General features: G+C 66.6%; 16 protein-coding genes and 1 riboswitch. Of the genes, 12 read left to right on the forward strand and 4 right to left on the reverse strand.

The window, feature by feature from the left end; genetic code table 11:
• Positions 1–8: 8 nt before the first annotated feature.
• Genes DV704_RS01100 through DV704_RS12200 form a run of 3 tightly spaced genes read left to right on the forward strand, consistent with a single transcriptional unit; the run spans position 9 to position 1,201 of the window.
• Positions 9–425 (forward strand): cobalamin B12-binding domain-containing protein, encoded by a 417-nt coding sequence (locus DV704_RS01100; RefSeq protein WP_114797710.1) that lies wholly within the window; start codon positions 9–11, stop codon positions 423–425.
• 3 nt (positions 426–428) lie between these two features.
• The gene (locus tag DV704_RS01105) at positions 429–1,022 is read left to right on the forward strand and encodes a peroxidase-related enzyme (protein ID WP_114797711.1); all 594 of its coding nucleotides are present in this window, start codon (positions 429–431) and stop codon (positions 1,020–1,022) included.
• 2 nt (positions 1,023–1,024) lie between these two features.
• A complete protein-coding gene (locus tag DV704_RS12200; RefSeq protein ID WP_199489913.1) occupies positions 1,025–1,201 on the forward strand; it encodes a hypothetical protein in 177 nt (58 codons plus the stop codon).
• Here the strand turns inward: DV704_RS12200 and lpdA are convergent.
• The 4 genes from lpdA to DV704_RS01125 are packed head-to-tail and all read right to left on the reverse strand — an operon-like array spanning position 1,198 to position 6,807.
• Entirely contained in the window at positions 1,198–2,580 is a 1,383-nt protein-coding gene (gene lpdA / locus DV704_RS01110; RefSeq protein ID WP_114797712.1) for a dihydrolipoyl dehydrogenase, read from the reverse strand. The genes DV704_RS12200 and lpdA overlap by 4 nt on opposite strands.
• A 22-nt stretch (positions 2,581–2,602) precedes the next feature.
• Entirely contained in the window at positions 2,603–3,751 is a 1,149-nt protein-coding gene (odhB, locus tag DV704_RS01115; protein ID WP_114797713.1) for a 2-oxoglutarate dehydrogenase complex dihydrolipoyllysine-residue succinyltransferase, read from the reverse strand.
• Positions 3,752–3,773: 22 nt separating this feature from the next.
• Entirely contained in the window at positions 3,774–6,467 is a 2,694-nt protein-coding gene (locus DV704_RS01120) for a 2-oxoglutarate dehydrogenase E1 component (RefSeq protein ID WP_114797714.1), read from the reverse strand.
• A gap of 58 nt (positions 6,468–6,525) precedes the next feature.
• Entirely contained in the window at positions 6,526–6,807 is a 282-nt protein-coding gene (locus tag DV704_RS01125; protein ID WP_114797715.1) for a 4a-hydroxytetrahydrobiopterin dehydratase, read from the reverse strand.
• Between the two features lie 80 nt (positions 6,808–6,887).
• Positions 6,888–7,030, forward strand: a riboswitch (FMN riboswitch).
• A 140-nt stretch (positions 7,031–7,170) separates the two neighbouring features.
• On the opposite strand from DV704_RS01125, the gene DV704_RS01130 reads away from it, so the two are divergent.
• The 9 genes from DV704_RS01130 to DV704_RS01170 all read left to right on the forward strand — a co-directional run bounded on the left by DV704_RS01130 (position 7,171) and on the right by DV704_RS01170 (position 20,651).
• On the forward strand, positions 7,171–8,157 hold the full coding sequence (locus DV704_RS01130; protein ID WP_114797997.1) for an ABC transporter substrate-binding protein: 987 nt from the start codon (positions 7,171–7,173) through the stop codon (positions 8,155–8,157).
• Between the two features lie 21 nt (positions 8,158–8,178).
• Entirely contained in the window at positions 8,179–8,445 is a 267-nt protein-coding gene (locus DV704_RS01135; RefSeq protein WP_114797716.1) for an acylphosphatase, read from the forward strand.
• Positions 8,446–8,463: 18 nt separating this feature from the next.
• Entirely contained in the window at positions 8,464–9,792 is a 1,329-nt protein-coding gene (gene tyrS / locus DV704_RS01140) for a tyrosine--tRNA ligase (RefSeq protein WP_114797717.1), read from the forward strand.
• On the forward strand, positions 9,789–10,787 hold the full coding sequence (locus DV704_RS01145) for a dipeptidase (RefSeq protein WP_114797718.1): 999 nt from the start codon (positions 9,789–9,791) through the stop codon (positions 10,785–10,787). The genes tyrS and DV704_RS01145 overlap by 4 nt, the downstream gene beginning before the upstream one ends.
• Positions 10,788–10,808: 21 nt before the next feature.
• The gene (locus tag DV704_RS01150) at positions 10,809–11,570 is read left to right on the forward strand and encodes a sulfite exporter TauE/SafE family protein (protein ID WP_114797719.1); all 762 of its coding nucleotides are present in this window, start codon (positions 10,809–10,811) and stop codon (positions 11,568–11,570) included.
• Positions 11,571–11,830: 260 nt separating this feature from the next.
• Entirely contained in the window at positions 11,831–15,205 is a 3,375-nt protein-coding gene (locus DV704_RS01155; RefSeq protein ID WP_114797720.1) for a DNA-directed RNA polymerase subunit beta, read from the forward strand.
• Positions 15,206–15,249: 44 nt separating this feature from the next.
• Positions 15,250–19,824 carry a DNA-directed RNA polymerase subunit beta' gene (locus DV704_RS01160; protein WP_114797721.1) on the forward strand — a complete coding sequence of 1,525 codons (4,575 nt, stop codon included), beginning with the start codon at positions 15,250–15,252 and terminating at the stop codon, positions 19,822–19,824.
• A gap of 21 nt (positions 19,825–19,845) precedes the next feature.
• A complete protein-coding gene (locus tag DV704_RS01165; protein ID WP_114797722.1) occupies positions 19,846–20,436 on the forward strand; it encodes a class II aldolase/adducin family protein in 591 nt (196 codons plus the stop codon).
• A complete protein-coding gene (locus DV704_RS01170; RefSeq protein WP_114797998.1) occupies positions 20,433–20,651 on the forward strand; it encodes a hypothetical protein in 219 nt (72 codons plus the stop codon). The genes DV704_RS01165 and DV704_RS01170 overlap by 4 nt, the downstream gene beginning before the upstream one ends.
• Positions 20,652–20,653: the final 2 nt, after the last annotated feature.

The following is a 20,653-nucleotide window of genomic DNA, read 5'->3' on the forward strand; positions in this document are numbered from 1 at the left end:
ATGGGGCTATGGATAGAAGAATCCGGGTGCTCATCGCCAAGCCGGGGCTGGACGGGCACGACCGGGGGGCCAAGGTGGTGGCCCGGGCCCTGCGGGACGCGGGGATGGAGGTGATCTACACCGGGTTGCGCCAGACCCCAGAGATGATCGTCTCAGCCGCTTTACAAGAGGACGTGGACGCGGTGGGCCTCTCCATCCTTTCGGGGGCCCACATGCACTACTTCAGCGAGGTGCGCCGGCTGCTTAGGGAGCAGGGGGTGGACGACATCCTACTCTTTGGGGGGGGAATCATTCCCGACGATGATGTGCCCCACCTCAAGGCCATGGGGGTGGCGGCGGTCTTTGGCCCTGGCACCAGCACCCAGGACATCGTGGAGTTTCTGCGCCAGCGGGTGCCCGAGCGGTGGGCTGCCCAGAGGGAGTGAGGTATGGAGCTAGAGGAGAAACGCGCGGCCACTGCCTGGCTGCGGGTGCCGGAGGAGCACGAGCTGCCCGAGGAGGTGCGGCAGCTTTTCGCTAAATTCGTGGAGAAGACCGGGTTCGTGCCCAACGTGGCCCGCAACTTTGCCCTGCTGCCGGAGCACTTTTTGCGCTGGTTCCGCTACTACGACTTCCTCATGCGGAGTGAGGGGCATCTCTCCCGCAAGGAGCGGGAGATGATTGCGGTGGTGGTTTCGGCCACCAACCGTTGCGAGTACTGCCTAGCCTCCCACACGGCCTATCTGCGTGAGATTACCGGCGACCCGGTGCTGCCCGAGGTGCTCGCGGCCAACTTCCGCCGCGCCCGGCTCACCCCCCGTGAGCAGGCTTTGCTGGAGTTCGCCTACCAGATGACCGTGAGCTCCGAGACCATGTCCAGCGCCGAGGTACAGAGGCTTCGCGCGGCAGGGCTTTCCGATGAGGCCATCTTCGAGGCGGCCCAGGTGGCGGCGATGTTCAATTTCACCAACCGCCTGGCCAACGCTCTGGGTTGGGTGCCCAACGAGGTTTACTACCATCTCCACCGTTGTAAGGAGGCCTAGCTATGGAAGGATTGAAGTCGTTCGCTCTTTGGGCCCTGATTGCTTTGCTGGTGGCCGGGCTTTTGTACCTGGCCCAGAGCCAGGGTTGGATTCCAGCCGCCTTTCCCCTCTGGGCCTTGGGCATGGTGCTGGTTCTGGCTCTGGGCTTTGCCAACCTGCTGGTTCGGGGCCGGGGCTAGATGTGGAGGGGGCGGTCCCAGGCCGCCAGGGCAGCCTCCTTGAGGACCTCGGCCAGGGTGGGGTGGGCGTGGGAGGCCCGGGCCAGGTCCTCGGCCGAGGCGTGGAAGGCCAGGGCCACAGCCGCCTCGGCGATGAGGTCGCCCGCCCGAGGACCGACGATGTGCACCCCCAGGAGGCGGTCGGTCTCGGCGTGGGCCAGCACTTTGGCCAGCCCCTCGGTGTCGTTCATGGCCCGGGCCCGGCCGTTGGCTGAGAAGGGGAAGGTGCCCTTCTTGTAGGGGATGCCGGCCGCTTTGAGCTCTTCCTCGGTCTTGCCCACCCCGGCAACCTCGGGGTGGGTGTAGACCACACTGGGGATGGCGTTGTAGTCCACGTGGCCGTATCCGCTCACCATGTGCTCCACGGCGGCGTAGCCCTCCTCCTCGGCCTTGTGGGCTAGCATGGGGCCGGCGATGACGTCCCCGATGGCATAGATGTGGGGCACAGCGGTCTGGTAGTGGGCGTTTACGGGAATGCGCCCCCGCTCATCGAGGGTGATTCCCACGTTTTCCAGCCCCAGCCCCTCGGTGTTGGGGATGCGGCCGGTGGCCAGGAGTACCCGGTCGGCCACCAGGGGCTCGCCCCCTTCGTACTCTACGATGCCCCTTCCATCCTGGGCATAGGCCCTCGTGACCCGCACCCCGGTGCGGATGTCCAGGCCCTGTTTTTTGAAGATTTTCTCGGCGGTGCGGGCGATTTCCCCGTCCATGCCGCCCAGAATGGTGGGCAGGTACTCCAGCACCGTAACCCTAGCCCCCAGCCGGTGCCAGACCGAGCCCAGCTCGAGCCCGATCACCCCTCCCCCGATGACCACCAGGTGCTCGGGCACCTGGGGGTAGGCGATGGCCTGGTCGGAGGTGCCCACGATGTCGTAGTCGAGCTCCACCCCCTTGAGGGGGGCCACTTTGGAGCCGGTGGCGATCAGGATGCGCTCGGCCTCGAGCTCCACCACCCCTTCCGGGCCTTCCACCCGCACCCGGTGGGGGTCCAGCAGCCGCCCGTGGCCGTGGTAGCGCACCACCCCGTTCTTCTTGAACAGGTACTCGATGCCCTGGGTATTGGCCCGGACCACCCTGTCCTTGTGGGCCATCAAAGCGGCCAGGTCCAGCTCGGCCTCCTTAATCCTGAGCCCCACGAGCCGGTTGTGCAAAGCGGCATGGATCCGCTCGCTGGCTTCCAGAAGGGCCTTGGAGGGGATGCATCCTACCCGCAAGCAGGTGCCGCCCAGGGCGGCCTCCTTTTCCACGCAGGCCACGTTCAGCCCGAGCTGGGCTGCCCGGATGGCGGCCACATAGCCGCCCGGCCCTGCACCGATAACCACGAGTTGATGTTTGGGCATAAGACCTCGCACGCTGCCGGGCTCAGATTTCCAGCACCAGGCGCACCGGGTTCTCGATCAGCTCCTTGACCCGCCGGAGGAAGGTTACCGCCTCCCGCCCGTCCACGATGCGGTGGTCGTAGGAAAGGGCCAGGTTCATCATGGGCCGGATGACCACCGCCCCGCCCCGCGCCACCGGGCGCTCCACGATGGCGTGCATGCCCAGGATGCCCACCTGGGGAGGGTTCAGGATGGGGGTGGAGTTCAAGGAGCCGTAGATGCCCCCGTTGGTGATGGTAAAGGTGCCGCCCAGGAGCTCTTCCGGCTTGATCTTCCTTTCCTTGACCCGCTGGGCGAAGTCGGCGATGGTCTGCTCGATCTGGGCCATAGAAAGCTTGTCGGCGTTGCGGATTACGGGCACCACCAGCCCCTCGCCGCCGCCCACCGCGATGCCAATGTCGTAGTAGTGGTGGTAGACGATGTCGGTGCCGCGGATTTCAGCGTTGAGCTGGGGGATTTCCTGCAGGACCTGCACCACCGCCTTGACGAAGAAGCTCATGAAACCGAGCTTGACCCCGTGCTTCTTCTGGAAGCTCTCGCCGAACTCCCGCCGCAGCTCCATCACCGCCCCCATGTCGGCCTCGTTGAAGGTGGTGAGCATGGCGGTGCTCTGCTTGGCCAAAAGGAGCCGCTCGGCGATGCGGCGCCGGAGGGGGGTCATGGGCACCACCTCGTCCCGACGCTCGGCAGAAGGAGCCGGAGGGGCTACCGGGGTGGGGGGTGGGGGGGTGAGGGCCCTTTGCACGTCCTCCTTGAGCACCCGTCCGCCCGGGCCGCTGCCCGTAAGGCGGGTGGGGTCCACCCCGCTCTGGGCGGCCAGGCGGGCGGCAGCGGGCATGACCTTCTCGCTGGGAGGGGGTGGTGGGGTGGCGGCCTGGGGCTTCGGGGTGCTTTGGGCCTCGCCTTCCTCCAGCAGGGCCACCACGTCCCCTACCCGGGCCTGGCCTTTGGGGATGAGAATCTTGCTCAGCACGCCCGTGGCAGGGGCAGGTAGCTCCAGGGTGGCCTTGTCGGTGACCAGCTCCACCACCGGCTCGTCGGTCTGCACGGTATCGCCCTCTTTTTTGAGCCACTGGCCGATTTCCACTTCGGTGATGGACTCACCCACGGGGGGGATTTTGAGCTCTATCATCCGTTTCCTCCCGGGCTAAAGCCTAAAGCCCCAGGGCCTGTCGTACCAGGGCCTGTTGTTCCTTGTCGTGCACCTTCTTAGAGCCCACCGCGGGGCTGCTGGACTCGGGCCGGGCCACCACCCGCAGGGGGTGGCCGCAAATCCGGTCGCCGAAGCGGGCCCGGATGAACCACCAGGCCCCCATGTTGGCCGGCTCTTCCTGTACCCAGACCACCTCGGTGGCCTTGGGGTAGGCGGCCAGGGCTGCCGAAAGCTCTTTTTCGGGGAAGGGGTAGAGCTGCTCGAGGCGCACCAGGGCCACATCCTCCTGCCCGGCTGCGCGGCGGGCGGCCTCGAGGTCGTAGTAGACCTTGCCCGAGCACAGAAGAACCCGCCTGGCCTCCGGTCTAGGCGGCCCGGCCAGCACCCGTTGGAAGCGGCCGCGGGTGAGCTCTTCCAGGGGAGATACCGCATCAGGGTTGCGCAGCAGGCTCTTGGGGGTCATGACGATGAGGGGCTTGCGCCAGGGGCGTTTGACCTGCCGCCGCAGCAGGTGGAAGTACTGCGCGGGGGTGGTGGGGTAGACCACCTGCATGTTGTCGTTGGAGCCGAGCTGCAAGAAGCGCTCGAGCCGGGCGCTGCTGTGCTCTGGGCCCCCTCCCTCCATGCCGTGGGGCAGGAGGAGCACGATGCCCGAGAGCCGGCTCCACTTGGCCTCGGCCGAGGCGATGAACTGGTCAATGATAACCTGGGCGGTGTTTACGAAGTCGCCGTACTGGGCTTCCCAGACCACCAGGGCCTCGGGCATGTCCAGGCTGTAGCCGTACTCAAAGCCCAGCACCCCTGCTTCGGAGAGGGCCGAGTTGTAGAGCTCCACCGGGGCCTGTCCCTCGGCCAGGTGGCTGGCGGGGAAGTAGCGCTCGCCCGTGCGGTAGTCGACGAAGGCGGCGTGGCGTTGGGTGAAGGTGCCCCGCACCGCGTCCTGGCCGGAAAGCCGCACCCGGTGCCCCTCCACGGCGAGCGAGGCGAAGGCCAGCATCTCGGCCGCCGCCCAGTCCAAAGGGCGCTTGTTCTGGCCCATCTCCCGCCGGGCCTCCACGAACCTGACCAGCCGGGGGTGCAGGGTGAACCCTTCGGGCAGCCGGGTGAGGCCCTCCATCAGGGCCTGGAGCTTCTCCAGGGGCACCCCGGTCTCGGGGTCGGGCACCCCCTCCTCGGGCCCGCCCAGATACCCCTTCCAGACCCCGCCGCCCGCGGGGGGTCGGGTGGGGGTGGGTTCGCGCCGGGCCCCGGAGAAGGCGGCCTCGAGGGTCTCCTGGTACTGCCGCGCCAAGCCCTCGCAGCCCTCCTTGGTGCAAAGCCCCTCGGCCAGCAGCTTGGCCTGGTAGGTCTGGTAGAGGGGCTTCTTGGCCGCGATGAGCCGGTACATCTCCGGCTGGGTGAAGCTCGGCTCATCGGTCTCGTTGTGCCCCCGCCGGCGGTAGCCCACCAGGTCGATGAAGACGTCCCGCTTGAAGGCCCGGCGAAACTCCATGGCCAGCTCCACCACCCCTACCAGGGCCTCGGGATCCTCGGCGTTGACGTGGAAGATGGGCGACTCCACCATCTTGGCAATCTCGGTGGCGTAGCGGCCGGAGGTGTACTCGTGGGGCTCGGTGGTGAAGCCGAGCTGGTTGTTGAGGATGATGTGCACCGCACCGCCCACGGTGTAGGCCGGGAGGCCCGAGATGTTGAGGGTTTCCTGCACGATGCCTTCGCCGATGAAGGCGGCGTCCCCGTGAACCAGAAGGAGCATCCCCTTCTCCCGCTTGGTATCACCGAAGCGGTCCTGCTTGGCCCGGGTGCGGCCCAGGGCCACCGGGGCCACGAACTCCAGGTGGGAGGGGTTGAAGTTGAGCGAGAGGTGGACCTTGCCGAAGGGGGTTTCGATGTCGCTGGAGTAGCCCAGGTGGTACTTCACATCCCCCTGGTACCCCTCGGGGAAGTGCTCCTCAAACTCCAAAAATATGTCCCGCAGGGGCTTTTTGACCACATTGGCCAGCACGTTGAGCCGGCCGCGGTGGGCCATGCCCATCACCACCTCCACCACCCCCTGGCGGGCGGCGGCCTCCAGGGTCAGGTCGAGGAGGGGAATCAGGGCCTCGGTGCCCTCCAGGCTGAAGGTCTTGGCCCCCAGGTACTTCTTCTGCAAGAACTCCTCGAAGAGGGTGGCCTGCATCAGCCGTTCGTGGATTCTGCGCTTTTGCTCTGGAGTGGGCCGGGCAAAGCCGGCGCTCAGGCGGGCCTCGATCCAGGTGCGCACCGTGGGATCGTCCAGGTGGCCGTACTCAATCCCCACCGTGCCGCTGTAGCGGGTCTTGTACTGCTCGAGCACCGCCCGCAGCGTGGGGGCCCCCAGCTCAGGGGGAACCGGGCGGTCCAGGTCGGCCTCGGTCAGCCCGAAGTAGCTGGGGTCGAGCTCGGGCGGGGTGCGGCGCGTGCGGCCCAGGGGGTCGATCTGGGCGATGAGGTGCCCCCGTTCTCGGTAGGTGCGCAAGAAGCGCACCGCGCGCAAAAAAAACGAGGCCAGCTCGGATAAGTTGGCCTCGGATGGTCGGGCGGTTCCGTTGTAGGGCTCGGCCTGTACCGCCTGGAAGTAGCGCGACCACTCGGGCGGGATGGCGCTGGGGTTCTCCTGGTATGCCTGGTAGAGGGCCTCGAGGTAGGCCAGGTTGGAACTGTCGAGGGTGTGCTCCATACTCACGGCTTCCTAGTCTACCCTCTACCCAGATGATAAAACGTGTGAGGTGTTCCCCCTAGACCAGGGCGTCTACCTGGGCAGCGGCCTCGAGGTCGAGCCGGGTGATGCCCCCAGCCGAGTGGGTCACGTAGGCCACCCGCACCTGGCCCCACCGGACCTCCAGGCTGTCCGGGTGGTGGTCGGTGCGCTCGGCCAGAAGGGCCACCTTCACCGCAAAGGCCACCCCTTCAGGGTAGGTCTTGAAGGCGAAGGTCTTCTCCAGCCGGCCTTCCACCACCTGCCAGCCAGCCAGCCTCTCCAAGCCTTCCTGCAGCTCTGCCTCGCTCAGGGTTGCCACTGCCCTACCTCCTTTCCAGCTAGTCTAGCTTACTTTGCAAGCAAAGGGCTTGGGAATAAACTGGGTGTGGGCCTAAAGGCCCATTCCTTCAGGGCGGGGTGGAATTCCCCACCGGCGGTGAGGGGCATGTCCCCAAGCCCGCGAAGCCTGGAAATCTTGCTCCAGGCCCGATTCGGTGAAAATCCGAAGCCGACGGTTAAAGTCCGGATGGGAGAAGGAGTGAAGTCCGGGTGCCCTGTGCCCGGGCGCAAGAGGTGAGCGACACTTCCTGAAAAATCCCCACCACAAGCTAGGTCCTGGTAGCCCAAGGCATAAAGGCGGCTGGCGCACCTGCGCCGGCGAAGCGTAGTTGGGGTGGTTTCCATGCAAAGGTACTTCTTTGTCCTGATTTTGCTCTTTTCGCTGGTTTTGGCCCAGCCCCAGAAGGTGCGGGTGGGGCTGGGTTACCTTCCCGATGTGCAGTTTGCCCCCTTTTACCTGGGGGTGGTGGAGGGGCTCTACGCCCAGCGGGGCCTCGAGGTGGAGTTCCAGCACGGCTTTGTGACCGAGCTCTACCCTCTTCTGGCCCAGGGGCGGCTCGACTTTGTGGTGGGGGATGCTGAGGATGTCATCGTCCTCCGGGCGCAGAACCCCCAGGCCACCCCCTTCAAGTACGTGATGGCCATGTACCAGTCGGTGCCCAACGCCATCTTCTCGCTGGCCGAGAAGAACATCCGCTCGGTGCGCGACCTCAGGGGGAAGACTTTGGGGATGCCCGGGATGTTTGGGGTTTCCCTCACCTCCCTGCAGGCCATGCTGCGGGCTGCGGGCCTGAAGGAAAGCGACCTGCGCATTGTGCAGATCGGTTTTACCCAGGCCGAGGCGGTGGTCTCGGGCCGGGTGGATGCGGCCATGGGCTTCATCAACAACGAGCCGGTCTTCCTGCAGGCCCGGGGGGTAAGGCTCAACGTGATTCCTGCGGGCCCCTACAACAAAAGCCCCGGCAACGGGGTCATTACCACCGACAGGGTGCTGGAAAACCCCGAGCTGGTGCGGCGTTTTTTGGCTGCTTCGCAGGAGGGGCTGGCCCGCACCCTGGCCGACCCCAGGCGGGGCTTTGAGGCGGCCCGGCGTTACGTGCCCAACCTGGGCGAGGAGCGCATGGCGGTGCTCAGGGCCTCGGTGCGGCTTTACCAGTCGCCTTATACCCGCCGGATGGGCCTGGGGTTCTCGAGCCCAGAAGCCTGGGCGAGCAGCCTCAACCTTTTGAAGCAGACCGGGCGGGTCCAGACCGAGCTTCCCCCCACGGCCTTCTACACCAACGACTTCCTCCAGCCCGGGGTGCAGGCCCAGGCTGTGGCGGGTCGCTAGCCTGTGGGTTAGATTGGAGCCGTGCGGCGGGTGACGGTCCTGGTGCGCGGGCGGGTACAGGGGGTGGGCTACCGCTACTTTGCCCGCCAGAAGGCCCTGGAGCTTGGCCTTTCGGGGTATGCCGAGAACCTGACGGACGGCCGGGTGGAGGTGGTGGCCGAAGGGGAGGAGGCCCATCTGGAGCTCTTCCTGCACCACCTGCGCCAGGGCCCCAGGGAGGCCCGGGTGGAGGGCCTCGAGGTCCAGTGGGGGGAGGCCGCCGGGCTCAGGGGGTTCCAGGTGTACTGAGCCCGTATACTTGGGGGCATGACGGCCCGAGAGGCGCTGGAACTACTCAAGCGGGGGGCGGTCGAGGTCATCCCCGAGGAAGACCTGCTGCGCAAGCTCGAGTCAGGGAAGAGGCTGGTGGTCAAGCTGGGCCTGGACCCTACCCGGCCCGACATCCACCTGGGCCACGCGGTGGTGCTGCGCAAGATGCGGCTCTTTCAGGAGCTGGGGCACAAGGTGGTGCTCATCATCGGCGACTTCACCGCCATGATTGGCGACCCCTCGGGCCGCAGCAAGACCCGCCCCCCCCTCACCCTGGAGGAGACCCGGGCCAACGCCCAAAGCTACGTGGCGCAGGTGGGCAAGATTCTCATCACCGACGACCCTGAGCGCTTTGAGATGCGCTACAACTCGGAGTGGCTGGAGAACCTCGGCTTCAAGGAGCTCATCAAGCTGGCCTCGCTCCTCACCGTGGCCCAGATGCTCGAGCGCGAGGACTTCAAAAACCGCTACACCCACCAGGTTCCCATCTCGCTGCACGAGTTCCTCTACCCCCTGGCCCAGGGCTACGACTCGGTGCCCATCGCCTGCGATGTGGAGATGGGCGGTACTGACCAGCGCTTCAACCTGCTGGTGGGCCGCGAGGTACAGGCGGCCTATGGCCTGGAGCGGCAGGTGGCCTTCATCATGCCCATCCTGGTGGGGCTGGACGGGGTAGAAAAGATGTCCAAGAGCCTGGACAACTACGTGGGCATCTACGACGAGACCCCCACCTTCTACGCCAAGCTGATGAAGGTGCCCGATAGCGCTCTGCGGCAGTACTTTGAGCTTTGCACCGACCTCGAGGCCGCCCAGGTGGAGGAGGTGCTGGCCCAGGGGGGGATGCTGGGGGCCCATCGGGTGCTGGCGGCTTTGCTCAGCGCGGCCTATGCCCTGCCCCGCATTCCCGCCCGGATTGACCTGGCCTTCGCCCGCTCGCTGGGCCTGGTCTTCCACTACGAAGGGCACGACGTGCGGCTCGAGGCCACTGGCGCCCACGAGGTGGCCCAGCGGGTGCTGGCCGCCGATGCCCGCTACCGCAGCATTGCCCAGGGGGGCATCCCCGAGGAGATGCCCGAGGTGCGGCTTGGCCCCGAGGCCTTGCAGGAGGGTCGGATTGCGGTGGCCAGACTTTTCACCCTGGCCGGCCTTACCCCCTCCAACGCCGAGGCCCGGCGCCTTATTGAGCAGCGGGGGCTCCGGCTCGACGGGGAGGTGCTGACCGACCCCAGGGCCGAGGTAACCCTCGACCGGCCCAGGGTGCTCCAGCGCGGCAAGGACCGCTTTGTGCGGGTGGTGCCGGTCGCCCCGCAGGAGCCTGTGCGATGATGGTGGATGCCCACCTCGATCTGGCCTACAACGCCCTCGAGCTGGGCCGCGACCTCACCCTGCCCCTGGCCGAGCTGCGCCGGCGGGACACCTGCTCCGAGGTGCCCCTGGTCACCCTGCCCGCTTTGCGGGAGGCAGGGGTGGGGGTGGTCTTCGCCACCCTCTGGGTAGACCCTCGCCGCTACCCCACGCCAGAAGAGGCGCACCGGGCAGCCCTGCGCCAGCTCGAGCTCTACCTGCGCTGGGAGGAGGCCGGCTGGGTGCGCATCCTGCGTCGCCGCGCGGATTTGGTGGAGCATCGGGTACGGTGGCAGCAGGACAGGGCGCCGGCTTTGGTCCTTTTGATTGAGGGGGCCGAGTGCGTGCGGGTACCTGAGGAGGTGGCCTTCTGGTGGGGCCATGGGGTGCGCCTCATTGCCCCGGCCTGGAACCGCACCCGCTATGCAGGGGGAACCCGCGAGCCCGGGGGCCTCACGCCCTTGGGCCAGGAGCTCCTTTGGGCCATGCAGGCCCAGGGGGTGGCCCTGGACTGCTCCCACCTGGACGAGGCGGCCTTCTGGCAGGCCCTGGCGGTCTTCGGGGGGGCTTTGTGCGCCACCCACAGCAACCCCCGGGCGCTGCTGGGGGGGGAGGCAAACCCCCTGGCCAACCGCCACCTGAGCGATGCCATGCTGCGGGCGCTGGGGGCCCGGGAGGGGGTGGTGGGCGTGGTGCTGTACAACCTCTTCCTGGACCCCGCCTGGCGGCGCGGCCAGCCCCGCCTGCCTCTGGCCGTGGTGGGGCGGCACCTGGCCTACGTTGCGGCCCAGGTGGGCTGGGAAAGGGTGGGCCTGGGTTCGGACTTCGACGGCGGCTTCGGGCTACACGAAGCCCCCTTGGGTCTGGAAGGGCCGGCTGACCTCGGCAAGCTGGCCGGGTGGGTGCCCGAGCCCCACCGGCCCGGGGTGCTGGGGGAGAACTGGCTCGGCTGGCTGGCGCGTGCGCTGCCTGCCTGAGGGGTCGTGGTATAAACAGGTGTGAAGCTTTCTGGGCTCTTCATCGGTTTGCTGGCGGGCGCTTTCGGGGGGCTGGTGGGCCTCGGGGGAGGGGTTTTGGCGGTTCCCCTGATGAATGCGTTTTTGGGGCTTACCCAGCACAGCGCGGTGGCCACCAGCCTGGTCATGGTGGTCTTTACGGGGATGGTCGGGGCCCTCACCTATGCCCTGGAGAATAGGGTGGACTGGTTGGGGGCTTTTCTCATCGTGCCCACCGCCATGCTCACTGCCGGCTGGGGAGCCCGCTATGCCCACCGCCTGGCCGAGTGGCGGCTCAAGCGGGTCTTTGGGTGGTACCTGGTGCTGGTGGCCCTGAGCCTTATCCTCAAACCCTACATCCCCCATGTAAGCGAGCCGCTGGATGGAGGGCTGCGGCTGGTTTTGCTTGCCCTGACCGGAGCCGCGGCAGGCTTCGCCTCGGGGCTGCTGGGGGTGGGCGGGGGCACCATCATTGTGCCCATTCTGGTGCTCGGGCTGGGCTTGGAACAGCACACCGCCCAGGGCACCTCGCTCCTGGCCATGGTTCCTCCGGCGGTGGTGGGCTCTTATACCCACTTCCGCCACGGCTACCTGGCCCAGGCCCATCTGCCGGGGCTGGTGCTCGGCATTCTGCTGGGGGCCTTCCTGGGGGGGACGGTGGCCAACCAGCTCCCCGAATTTTGGCTGCGGCTGGTTTTCGCCGGGGTGCTCGTCTGGACTGCGGGGCGTTACCTGGGGGCCAAGCCCCGTCCGCAGGCAGCCTAGCCTGGAGTCTTTGGGTTGTGCTACAATCGCCCCAAAGCTTGGGCGCCGGGGTACCTCTTGCCTTTGTGTGGAGGTGCGTGCTAACATACGGTCTATGTTTTGTGGCCCGTGCGCCACAAACCACGTAAGAGCCAGCCGCCGCAGGGAGTGCTCGCCTGCGGAAGAACCCTGTTAGCTTACGGAAATCCCCATACGACCCATGGACACCTATTCCACGCCCCCAGGGCGTGGGGAAAAGCCTGCGGGTTGCGAGGTGCTGGATGAAGATAGAGCGGTACGGTAGGATCAAAGAGGTTATTCCCCTCCCGCCCCTGACCGAAATCCAGGTCGAGTCCTTCAAAAAAGCCCTGCAGGCCGATGTCCCTCCCTCTAAGCGGGAGAACGTCGGTCTGCAGGCTGCTTTCAAGGAGACCTTTCCCATTGAGGAAGGCGAGAAGGGGCGCGGGCTGGTGCTGGACTTCCTGGAGTACCGCATCGGCGAGCCCCCCTTTGATCAGGATGAGTGCCGTGAGAAAGACCTGACCTACCAGGCCCCCCTCTACGCCCGGCTTCAGCTCATCCACCGCGATACCGGCCTCATCAAGGAGGACGAGGTCTTCCTGGGCGACCTTCCCCTCATGACCGAGGACGGCTCGTTCATCGTCAACGGGGCCGACCGGGTGATCGTCTCCCAGATTCACCGCTCCCCCGGGGTCTACTTCACCCCCGACCAGACCCGCCCGGGGCGCTATGTGGCCTCGGTGATTCCCCTGCCCAAGCGGGGGCCTTGGATTGACCTCGAGTTCGAGCAGTCGGGCATCGTGGTCATGAAGGTCAACAAGAAGAAGTTCCCCCTGGCCCTGCTTTTGCGGGTCTTGGGCTACACCCCGGAGGGCCTGGTTAGGGAGCTGGGCCAGTACGGCGAGCTTCTGCCGGGGCTTCTGGAGGCCCAGTACCGCGGCACCAAGGTGCTGGAGATGAGCCCGGACGAGGCCCTTTTGAAGCTCTTCACCGAGCTGCGGCCCGGCGACCCCCCCAAGCGGGACAAGGCCGTGGCCTATCTGCACTCCCTCCTCTCCGACCCGCGTCGCTACGACCTGGGCGAGGCGGGCCGCTACAAGACCCAGCAGAAGCTGGGCATCACCCTCTCGGGTCGGATGCTCATCCGCTTCGAGAACGGGGAGTTCAAGGACGAGGGGCTGCTGCCGGTGCTCAGATACCTCTTTGCCCTGCAGGCGGGCGAACCGGGCTTTGAGGCGGACGATATCGACCACCTGGGCAACCGCCGCATCCGCACCGTGGGTGAGCTTTTGGCCGACCAGTTCCGGGTGGGCCTCTCGCGGCTCGCGCGCGGGGTGCGCGAGCGGATGCTTTTGGGCTCACCCGAGTCGGCCACCCCAGCCAAGCTGGTCAACAACCGCCCGCTGGTGGCGGCCATCCGCGAGTTTTTTGGCCGCAGCCAGCTCAGCCAGTTCAAGGACCAGACCAACCCCCTTTCCGAGCTGCGCCACAAGCGGCGGATCTCGGCGCTGGGCCCGGGCGGCCTGACCCGGGAGCGGGCCGGCTTCGATGTGCGCGACGTGCACCGCACCCACTACGGGCGCATCTGCCCCATCGAGACCCCCGAAGGGGCCAACATCGGCCTTATCTCGTCGCTGGCCTCCTACGGTCGCATCAACGACCTGGGCTTCATCCTCACCCCCTACCGCAAGGTGGAGAACGGGCGGGTTACCGACCAGGTGGAGTACATGAGCGCCACCGAGGAGGACCGCTACGTGATTGCCCAGGCCAACACCCCCCTCACCCCTGAGGGTTACTTCGACACCCAGCAGGTGGTGGCCCGCAAGAAGGGGGAGCCCATGGTGGTGCGGCCCGAGGAGGTCGAGTACATGGACGTCTCGCCCAAGCAGATCTTCTCGGTCAACACCAACCTGATTCCTTTCCTGGAGCACGACGACGCCAACCGGGCCCTGATGGGCTCCAACATGCAGGCCCAGGCGGTGCCCCTGCTCCGGGCCCAAAGCCCGGTGGTCATGACCGGTATCGAGGAGCGGGTGGTGCGCGACTCCCTGACCTCCATCTACGCCGAGGCCGATGGGGTGGTGGAGTACGTGGACAGCACCCGGATTGTGCTGCGGGGCGACGACCGCGCGCTCTACGAGTACCCCCTGCGCCGCTTCGTGCGCTCCAACCAGGGCACTGCCCTCGACCAGCGCCCGCGGGTGAGCAAGGGGCAACGGGTGCGGAAAGGGGAGCTGCTGGCCGACGGGCCCGCAGCCGAGGAGGGGATGCTGGCGCTCGGTCAGAACGTGCTGGTGGCCATCATGCCCTTCGACGGTTACAACTACGAGGACGCCATCGTTATTTCGGAAGACCTGCTGCGGCGGGACTTCTACACCTCGGTGCACATCGAGCGCTACGAGATTGAGGCCCGCGACACCAAGCTGGGCCCCGAGCGCATCACCCGGGACATCCCCAACCTTTCCGAAGCGGCTTTGCGCGACCTGGATGAGGACGGGGTGGTCCGCATCGGGGCCGAGGTTAAGGCGGGGGACATCCTGGTGGGCCGCACCAGCTTCAAGGGCGAGACCGAGCCCACCCCCGAGGAACGCCTTTTGCGCAGCATCTTTGGCGAGAAGGCCCGCGACGTGAAGGACACCTCCCTGCGGGTGCCGCCGGGGGAGGGGGGAATCGTGGTGCGCACCCTCAGGCTCCGCCGGGGCGACCCCGGGGTGGAGCTCAAGCCCGGGGTGCGGGAGGTGGTGCGGGTCTATGTGGCGCAGAAGCGCAAACTCCAGGTAGGGGACAAGCTGGCCAACCGCCACGGGAACAAAGGGGTGGTGGCCAAGATTCTACCCCCCGAGGACATGCCCCACCTGCCCGACGGCACCCCGGTGGACATCGTGCTCAACCCTCTGGGGGTGCCGAGCCGGATGAACCTGGGGCAGATCCTGGAGACCCACCTGGGCCTGGCGGGCTACGAGCTGGGGCTCAAGTTCATCACCCCAGTTTTTGACGGGATCAGCGAGGAGGAGATCAAGGCTCTGCTGGGGCAGGCCTTCGACAAGAAGTGGGAACTTCGCACCAAGACGGGCTTTGGCATTGACAACCGCGAGCGCGAGGTGCTGGCTCGAGCGGCCAAGCTGGGGCTGGTGGATGGGGAAAAGAGCCTGGTAGAGCAGCTTCGCCAGGTCTTCCAGCAGGGCAAGAGCGTGCTTTACGACGGGCGCACGGGGGAGCCCATCGAGGCCCCGATTGTGGTGGGGCTGATGTACATCATGAAGCTTTACCACATGGTGGAGGACAAGATGCACGCCCGCTCCACCGGCCCCTACTCCCTCATCACCCAGCAGCCCCTGGGCGGCAAGGCCCAGTTTGGGGGGCAGCGCTTTGGCGAGATGGAGGTCTGGGCCCTGGAAGCCTACGGGGCGGCCCACACCCTGCAGGAGATTCTCACCATCAAGTCCGACGACATAGAGGGTCGCAACGCCGCCTACGAGGCGGTGGTGAAGGGCGAGGACGTGCCCGAAGCCAGCGTGCCGGAGAGCTTTAGGGTTTTGGTGAAGGAGCTGCAGTCGCTGGGCCTCAACGTGGAGACCTACGACGAGAACGGCAAGCACCTGGATATCTTCGAGGGGCTGGCCTCTAAGCGCTAAGGGTAGGCTTTCCCGCTGCGTTTTCGTTGGCGGACGAGGGAACAATGACGAGACGAGAGGTTCGCAAGGTACGCATCAGCCTGGCCTCACCGGAAAAGATCCGCGAGTGGAGCTACGGCGAGGTCGAAAAGCCCGAGACCATCAACTACCGCACCCTGAAGCCCGAACGGGATGGTCTTTTTGATGAGCGCATCTTCGGGCCCCAGAAGGACTACGAGTGCGCCTGCGGCAAGTACAAGCGCCAGCGCTTTGAGGGCAAGGTCTGCGAACGTTGCGGGGTGGAGGTAACCAAGAGCATCGTGCGGCGCTACCGCATGGGCCACGTGGACCTCGCCACCCCGGTGGCCCACATCTGGTATGTGAAGGACGTGCCGAGCAAGATCGGCACCCTGCTGGACCTCTCGGCGCAGGAGCTCGAGCAGGTCCTCTACTTCGCCAAGTACATCACCCTCGACCCCAAGGGGGCGGTGCTGAACGGGGTGCCGGTCCAGAAGCGGCAGCTTCTCACCGATGAGGAGTACCGCGAGCTGCGCTTCGGCAAGCAGGAGACCTACCCCATTCCCCCGGGCGTGGATGCGCTGGTCAAAGATGGCGACGAGGTGAAGAAGGGCCAGGAGCTAGCCCCCGGCATTGTGAGCCGGATGGATGGCCTGGCCCTCTTCCGTTTCCCTCGCCGGCTCCGGGTGGCCTACGCCCTGAAGGAGCGGGCCAGCCTGGTGCTGCCCAAGGCGGCCTGGATCGAACAGGAGCGCTACCAGCCGGGTGAGCCGCTGGCCGAGCTCGAGGCCTCCTACCAGATTGTGAGCGAGGATGCGGGGGCGGTGGAGATCGAGGAGCTGGGCGAGGGGGCCTTGCTCAAGGTCCTCGACCCCGACACCGGTGAGGTGGGCGGGGTCTACCTGATTCCCGCCGGCATGCACCTCAAGGTGGGCCAGGGCGAGCTGGTGGGGAACGGCGATGTGCTGGCCCAGGGCAAGGGGCAGCTCAGGATGCCCAAGGGCCTCAAGGTGGTGGGCCTCGAGGCCGAGGTGCACAAGAAAGAGGTGCACCTCTCCTTCACCCTGGAGCGCACCCTGGAGAAAAGCTATCCCCTCCAGCCCCACATGCACGTGCTGGTGGCCGAGGGGGCCAAGGTGCGCAAGGGCGACAAGCTGGTGGGGGCCATCGACCCCGAGGAGGAGGTCTACGCCGAGGCGGACGGGGTGGTGCACCTGCACGAGCCGGCTTCAATCGTGGTGATGAAGGCCAAGCTCTACCCCTTCGAGGACGATGTGGAGGTCACCAACGGCGACCGGGTGAGCCCGGGGGACGTGCTGGCCGACGGGGGGAAGGTGGTCTCCGAAATCTACGGCCGGGTGGAGGTGGACTTCATCCGCATGGCGGTGCGGGTGATTGAGTCCTATGACATCGATGCCAAGATGGGGGCCCAGGCCATCCAGGAGCTGCTCAAGGAAATCGACCTGGGGGTGCTCGAGGCCGAGCTGGTGGAGGAGATGAAGCACCCCTCCCGGGCCCGGCGGGCCAAGGCCAGGAAGCGCCTGGAGGTGGTGCGGGCCTTCCGCGACTCCGGCAACCGCCCGGAGTGGATGATCCTGGAAGCAGTCCCGGTGCTGCCGCCCGACCTGCGCCCCATGGTGCAGGTGGATGGGGGGCGTTTTGCCACCTCCGACCTCAACGACCTTTACCGCCGCCTCATCAACCGCAACAACCGCCTGAAGAAGCTCCTCGCCCAGGGGGCCCCGGAGATGATCATCCGCAACGAGAAGCGGATGCTGCAAGAAGCGGTGGACGCCCTTTTGGACAACGGCCGGCGCGGCACCCCGGTCACCAACCCTGGCTCCGACCGGGCCCTGCGCTCCCTCACCGACATCCTCTCGGGCAAGCAGGGCCGCTTCCGCCAAAACCTTTTGGGCAAGCGGGTGGACTACTCGGGCCGCTCGGTGATCGTGGTGGGGCCCCAGCTCAAGCTGCACCAGTGCGGTCTGCCTAAGCGCATGGCCCTGGAGCTCTTCAAACCCTTCCTCTTGAAGCGCATGGAGGAGAAGGGCATCGCCAACAACGTCAAGGCCGCCCGCAAGATGCTGGAGCGCTCGCGCGATATCAAGGACGAGGTCTGGGACGCGCTGGAAGAGGTGATCCACGGCAAGGTGGTGCTCCTGAACCGCGCGCCCACCCTGCACCGCCTGGGCATCCAGGCCTTCCAGCCGGTGCTGGTGGAGGGCCAGTCCATCCAGCTCCACCCCCTGGTGTGCGAGGCCTTCAACGCCGACTTCGACGGCGACCAGATGGCCGTGCACGTGCCCCTTTCCAGCTACGCCCAGGCCGAGGCGCGCATCCAGATGCTCTCCAGCCACAACATCCTCTCCCCGGCCTCGGGCGAGCCGATTGCCAAGCCGGCGCGGGATATCATTTTGGGGCTTTACTACCTGACCCAGCTTCGCCGCGAGAAGAAGGGCCAGGGGATGGCCTTTGACACGCCAGAGGAGGCCATTCGGGCCTACGAGGAGGGGAAGGTGGCCCTCAACGCCCCCATCAAGGTGGCCGGGAAGGAGACCAGCGTGGGCCGGCTGAAATTCGTCTTCAGCAGCATCGACGAGGCCCTGCTGGCGGTGCAGAGCGGGGTGGTGGACCACCAGGATGTGGTCACGGTGCGGGTGGGGGATAAACTCCTGGAGACCTCGCCGGGGCGGATGCTCTTCCTGCGCATTGTGGCTGAGGCCATCGAGGACCCCGAGAAGGCCCAGGAGCTGGTCAACCTCGAGGTGGCCCAGGAGAAGAACTCCCTCAAGGACCTGGTCTACAAGAGCTTCCTGCTTTTGGGCATCGAGAAGACCGCCAAGCTCCTGGATGCCCTCAAGTACTACGGCTTTGTGCTCTCCACCACCAGCGGGGTGACCATCGGCATCGACGACGCGGTGATTCCCGCCGAGAAGAAGCAGTACCTGCAGGAGGCCGATGCCAAGCTGGCCCAGATCGAGCAGGCCTTCGAGATGGGGCTTTTGACCGAGGAGGAGCGTTTCCGCCAGATCCTCCAGCTCTGGAGCGAGACCACCGAAAAGGTGACCAAGGCGGTCTTCAAGAACTTCGAGGAGAACTACCCCTTCAACCCCCTCTACGTCATGAGCCAGTCGGGGGCCCGGGGCAACCCCCAGCAGATCCGCCAGATTTCCGGGATGCGCGGGCTCATGGCCAAGCCCTCGGGCGAGACCTACCCGGTGCCGGTGCGGGCCTCCTTCCGCGAGGGGCTTACGGTGCTGGAGTACTTTATCTCCACCCACGGGGCCCGCAAGGGTGGCGCCGACACCGCGCTGCGCACCGCCGACTCCGGCTACCTTACGCGCAAGCTGCATGATGTGGCCCACGAGGTCATTGTGCGGGAGGCCGACTGCGGCACCCCGGACTACATCTCGGTGCCCCTCCTGGAGTTCGACGAGGCCTTCCGCAGCAAGCGCCTGCGCAAGAAGAGCGATATCGAGTCAGGGCTTTATGGGCGCACGGTGGCCCGCGAGTTCGAGGTAGGGGGGAGGGTCTTCGCTGAGGGCTACCAGCTTAGCCTGGAGGACGTCAACTTCATCGTGAAGGCTGCCGAGGAGCGCCTAATCGAGGAAGTACCGGTCCGCTCCCCCCTCACCTGCCGCACCCGCTACGGGGTCTGCCAGCAGTGCTATGGCTGGGACCTCTCGGCGGCCAAGCTGGTCTCCATCGGGGAGAGCGTGGGGGTGGTGGCGGCGGAGTCCATCGGCGAGCCCGGCACCCAGCTCACCATGCGCACCTTCCACACCGGCGGGGTGGCCACCGGCACCGACATCACCCAGGGTCTGCCCCGCGTGATCGAGCTCTTCGAGGCCCGGCGGCCCAAGGCCAAGGCGGTAATCGCCGAGATCGACGGGGTGGTCCATCTGGAGGAGCACGAGGACAAGGTGAGCATCTTTGTGAGCAGCGAGGGCTTCTCCAAGGAGTACAAGGTGCCCAAGGAGGCCCGCATCCTGGTGAAGGAAGGGGAGACGGTGGAGGCCGGTCAGCCCCTCACCCGCGGGGCCATCGACCCCCACCAGCTTCTGGAGGCCAAGGGCCCCGAGGCGGTGGAGCGCTACCTGACCGACGAGATTCAGCGCGTGTACCGGGCCCAGGGGGTGAAGCTCCACGACAAGCACATCGAGGTGATTGTGCGGCAGATGCTCAAGTACGTGGAGATCACCGACCCCGGCGACAGCCGCTACCTGGAGGGCCAGGTGATCGAGCGCTGGGATGTGGAGAGCACCAACGAGAAGCTGATGGGGGAGGGGAAAACCCCAGCGAGCTGGAAGCCGGTGCTGATGGGGGTGACCAAGAGCGCCCTCTCCACCAAGAGCTGGCTCTCGGCGGCCAGCTTCCAGCACACCACCCACGTGCTCACCGAGGCGGCCATTGCCGGCAAGGTGGACGAGCTGATCGGCCTCAAGGAGAACGTGATTCTGGGCAAGCTGATCCCCGCGGGCACCGGCTCCGACCACGTGCGCAACACCCAGGTGGTGGACCAGAAGACCCTCAAGCACCTGGAGGAAGCCCGCCGGCCGGCCGAGGTGCCGGTGGCCCCCAGCCGGCGGGCTGCCCGGCCGGAGTCGGTGCTGCGGGAGTAGGAAGTCGGTGGGACTCCCGGTATGAAGGCCCGCCTTTACCTGGCCTTTCAGCAGGTAGGGGCCGACCTGTTTGCCGCTGGGTTGGCCTCGGCCACCTCAGGCAACTTCTCGGTGCGCGATAGGGAGGGCCTGTGGATTACCCGCTCAGGGGTGCAGAAGGCCCATCTGGCCCCTGAGGACCTTCTCTGGTTGCCGCTGGCGCCTGACCCCGAGCGGGATCAGGGGGCCTCGGTAGAGCGGGTGATCCACCGGGCGGTCTACCAGAGGACCCAGGCCACTGCGGTGGTGCATGCCCATCCGCGGCACGCGATTGCCCTCTCCTTCCACCTGGACACCATCGTGCCCATCGACCTCGAGGGGCAGTACTACTTCCCGCAGATCCCGGTGGTGGCCCCCAAGGTGGCCTCGGCCAGCGAGGAGGCCGCTTTGGCTGTGGCCGAGGCCTTGCAGACCCACCCGGCCTGCGTGGTGCGGGGGCACGGGGCCTTTACCAGGAGCACCCTGGAGGAACCCGAGAAGGCCCTGCTCCAGGCCTATTCCCTCATGACCAGCCTGGAGGAGGCCTGCCAGGTGCTTTTCCTGGAGCGCCTTTGGCGGGGGGGAGCGCGGTGAGGGTGCTGTTCGTCGAGGGCAAGGACGGGGAGGCGCTGCGCCGGCTGGCCCGCAGTTTTCCCCACCCCTACCGTCTGTTCTACCGCCCAGAGCAGGGGCTTTACCTGCTCGAGGTCTGGGCCTACACCCCCGAGGTGGAGGCGGCCGCGGCGGGGCTCGAGGGGGTGCGGGCCTGGAGTTTTGAGCTTCTGGAGGAAGGGCAGAGGGTGAGCTAGGC

It is taken from the genome of Meiothermus sp. QL-1, assembly GCF_003351145.1.
GTDB lineage: Bacteria > Deinococcota > Deinococci > Deinococcales > Thermaceae > Meiothermus.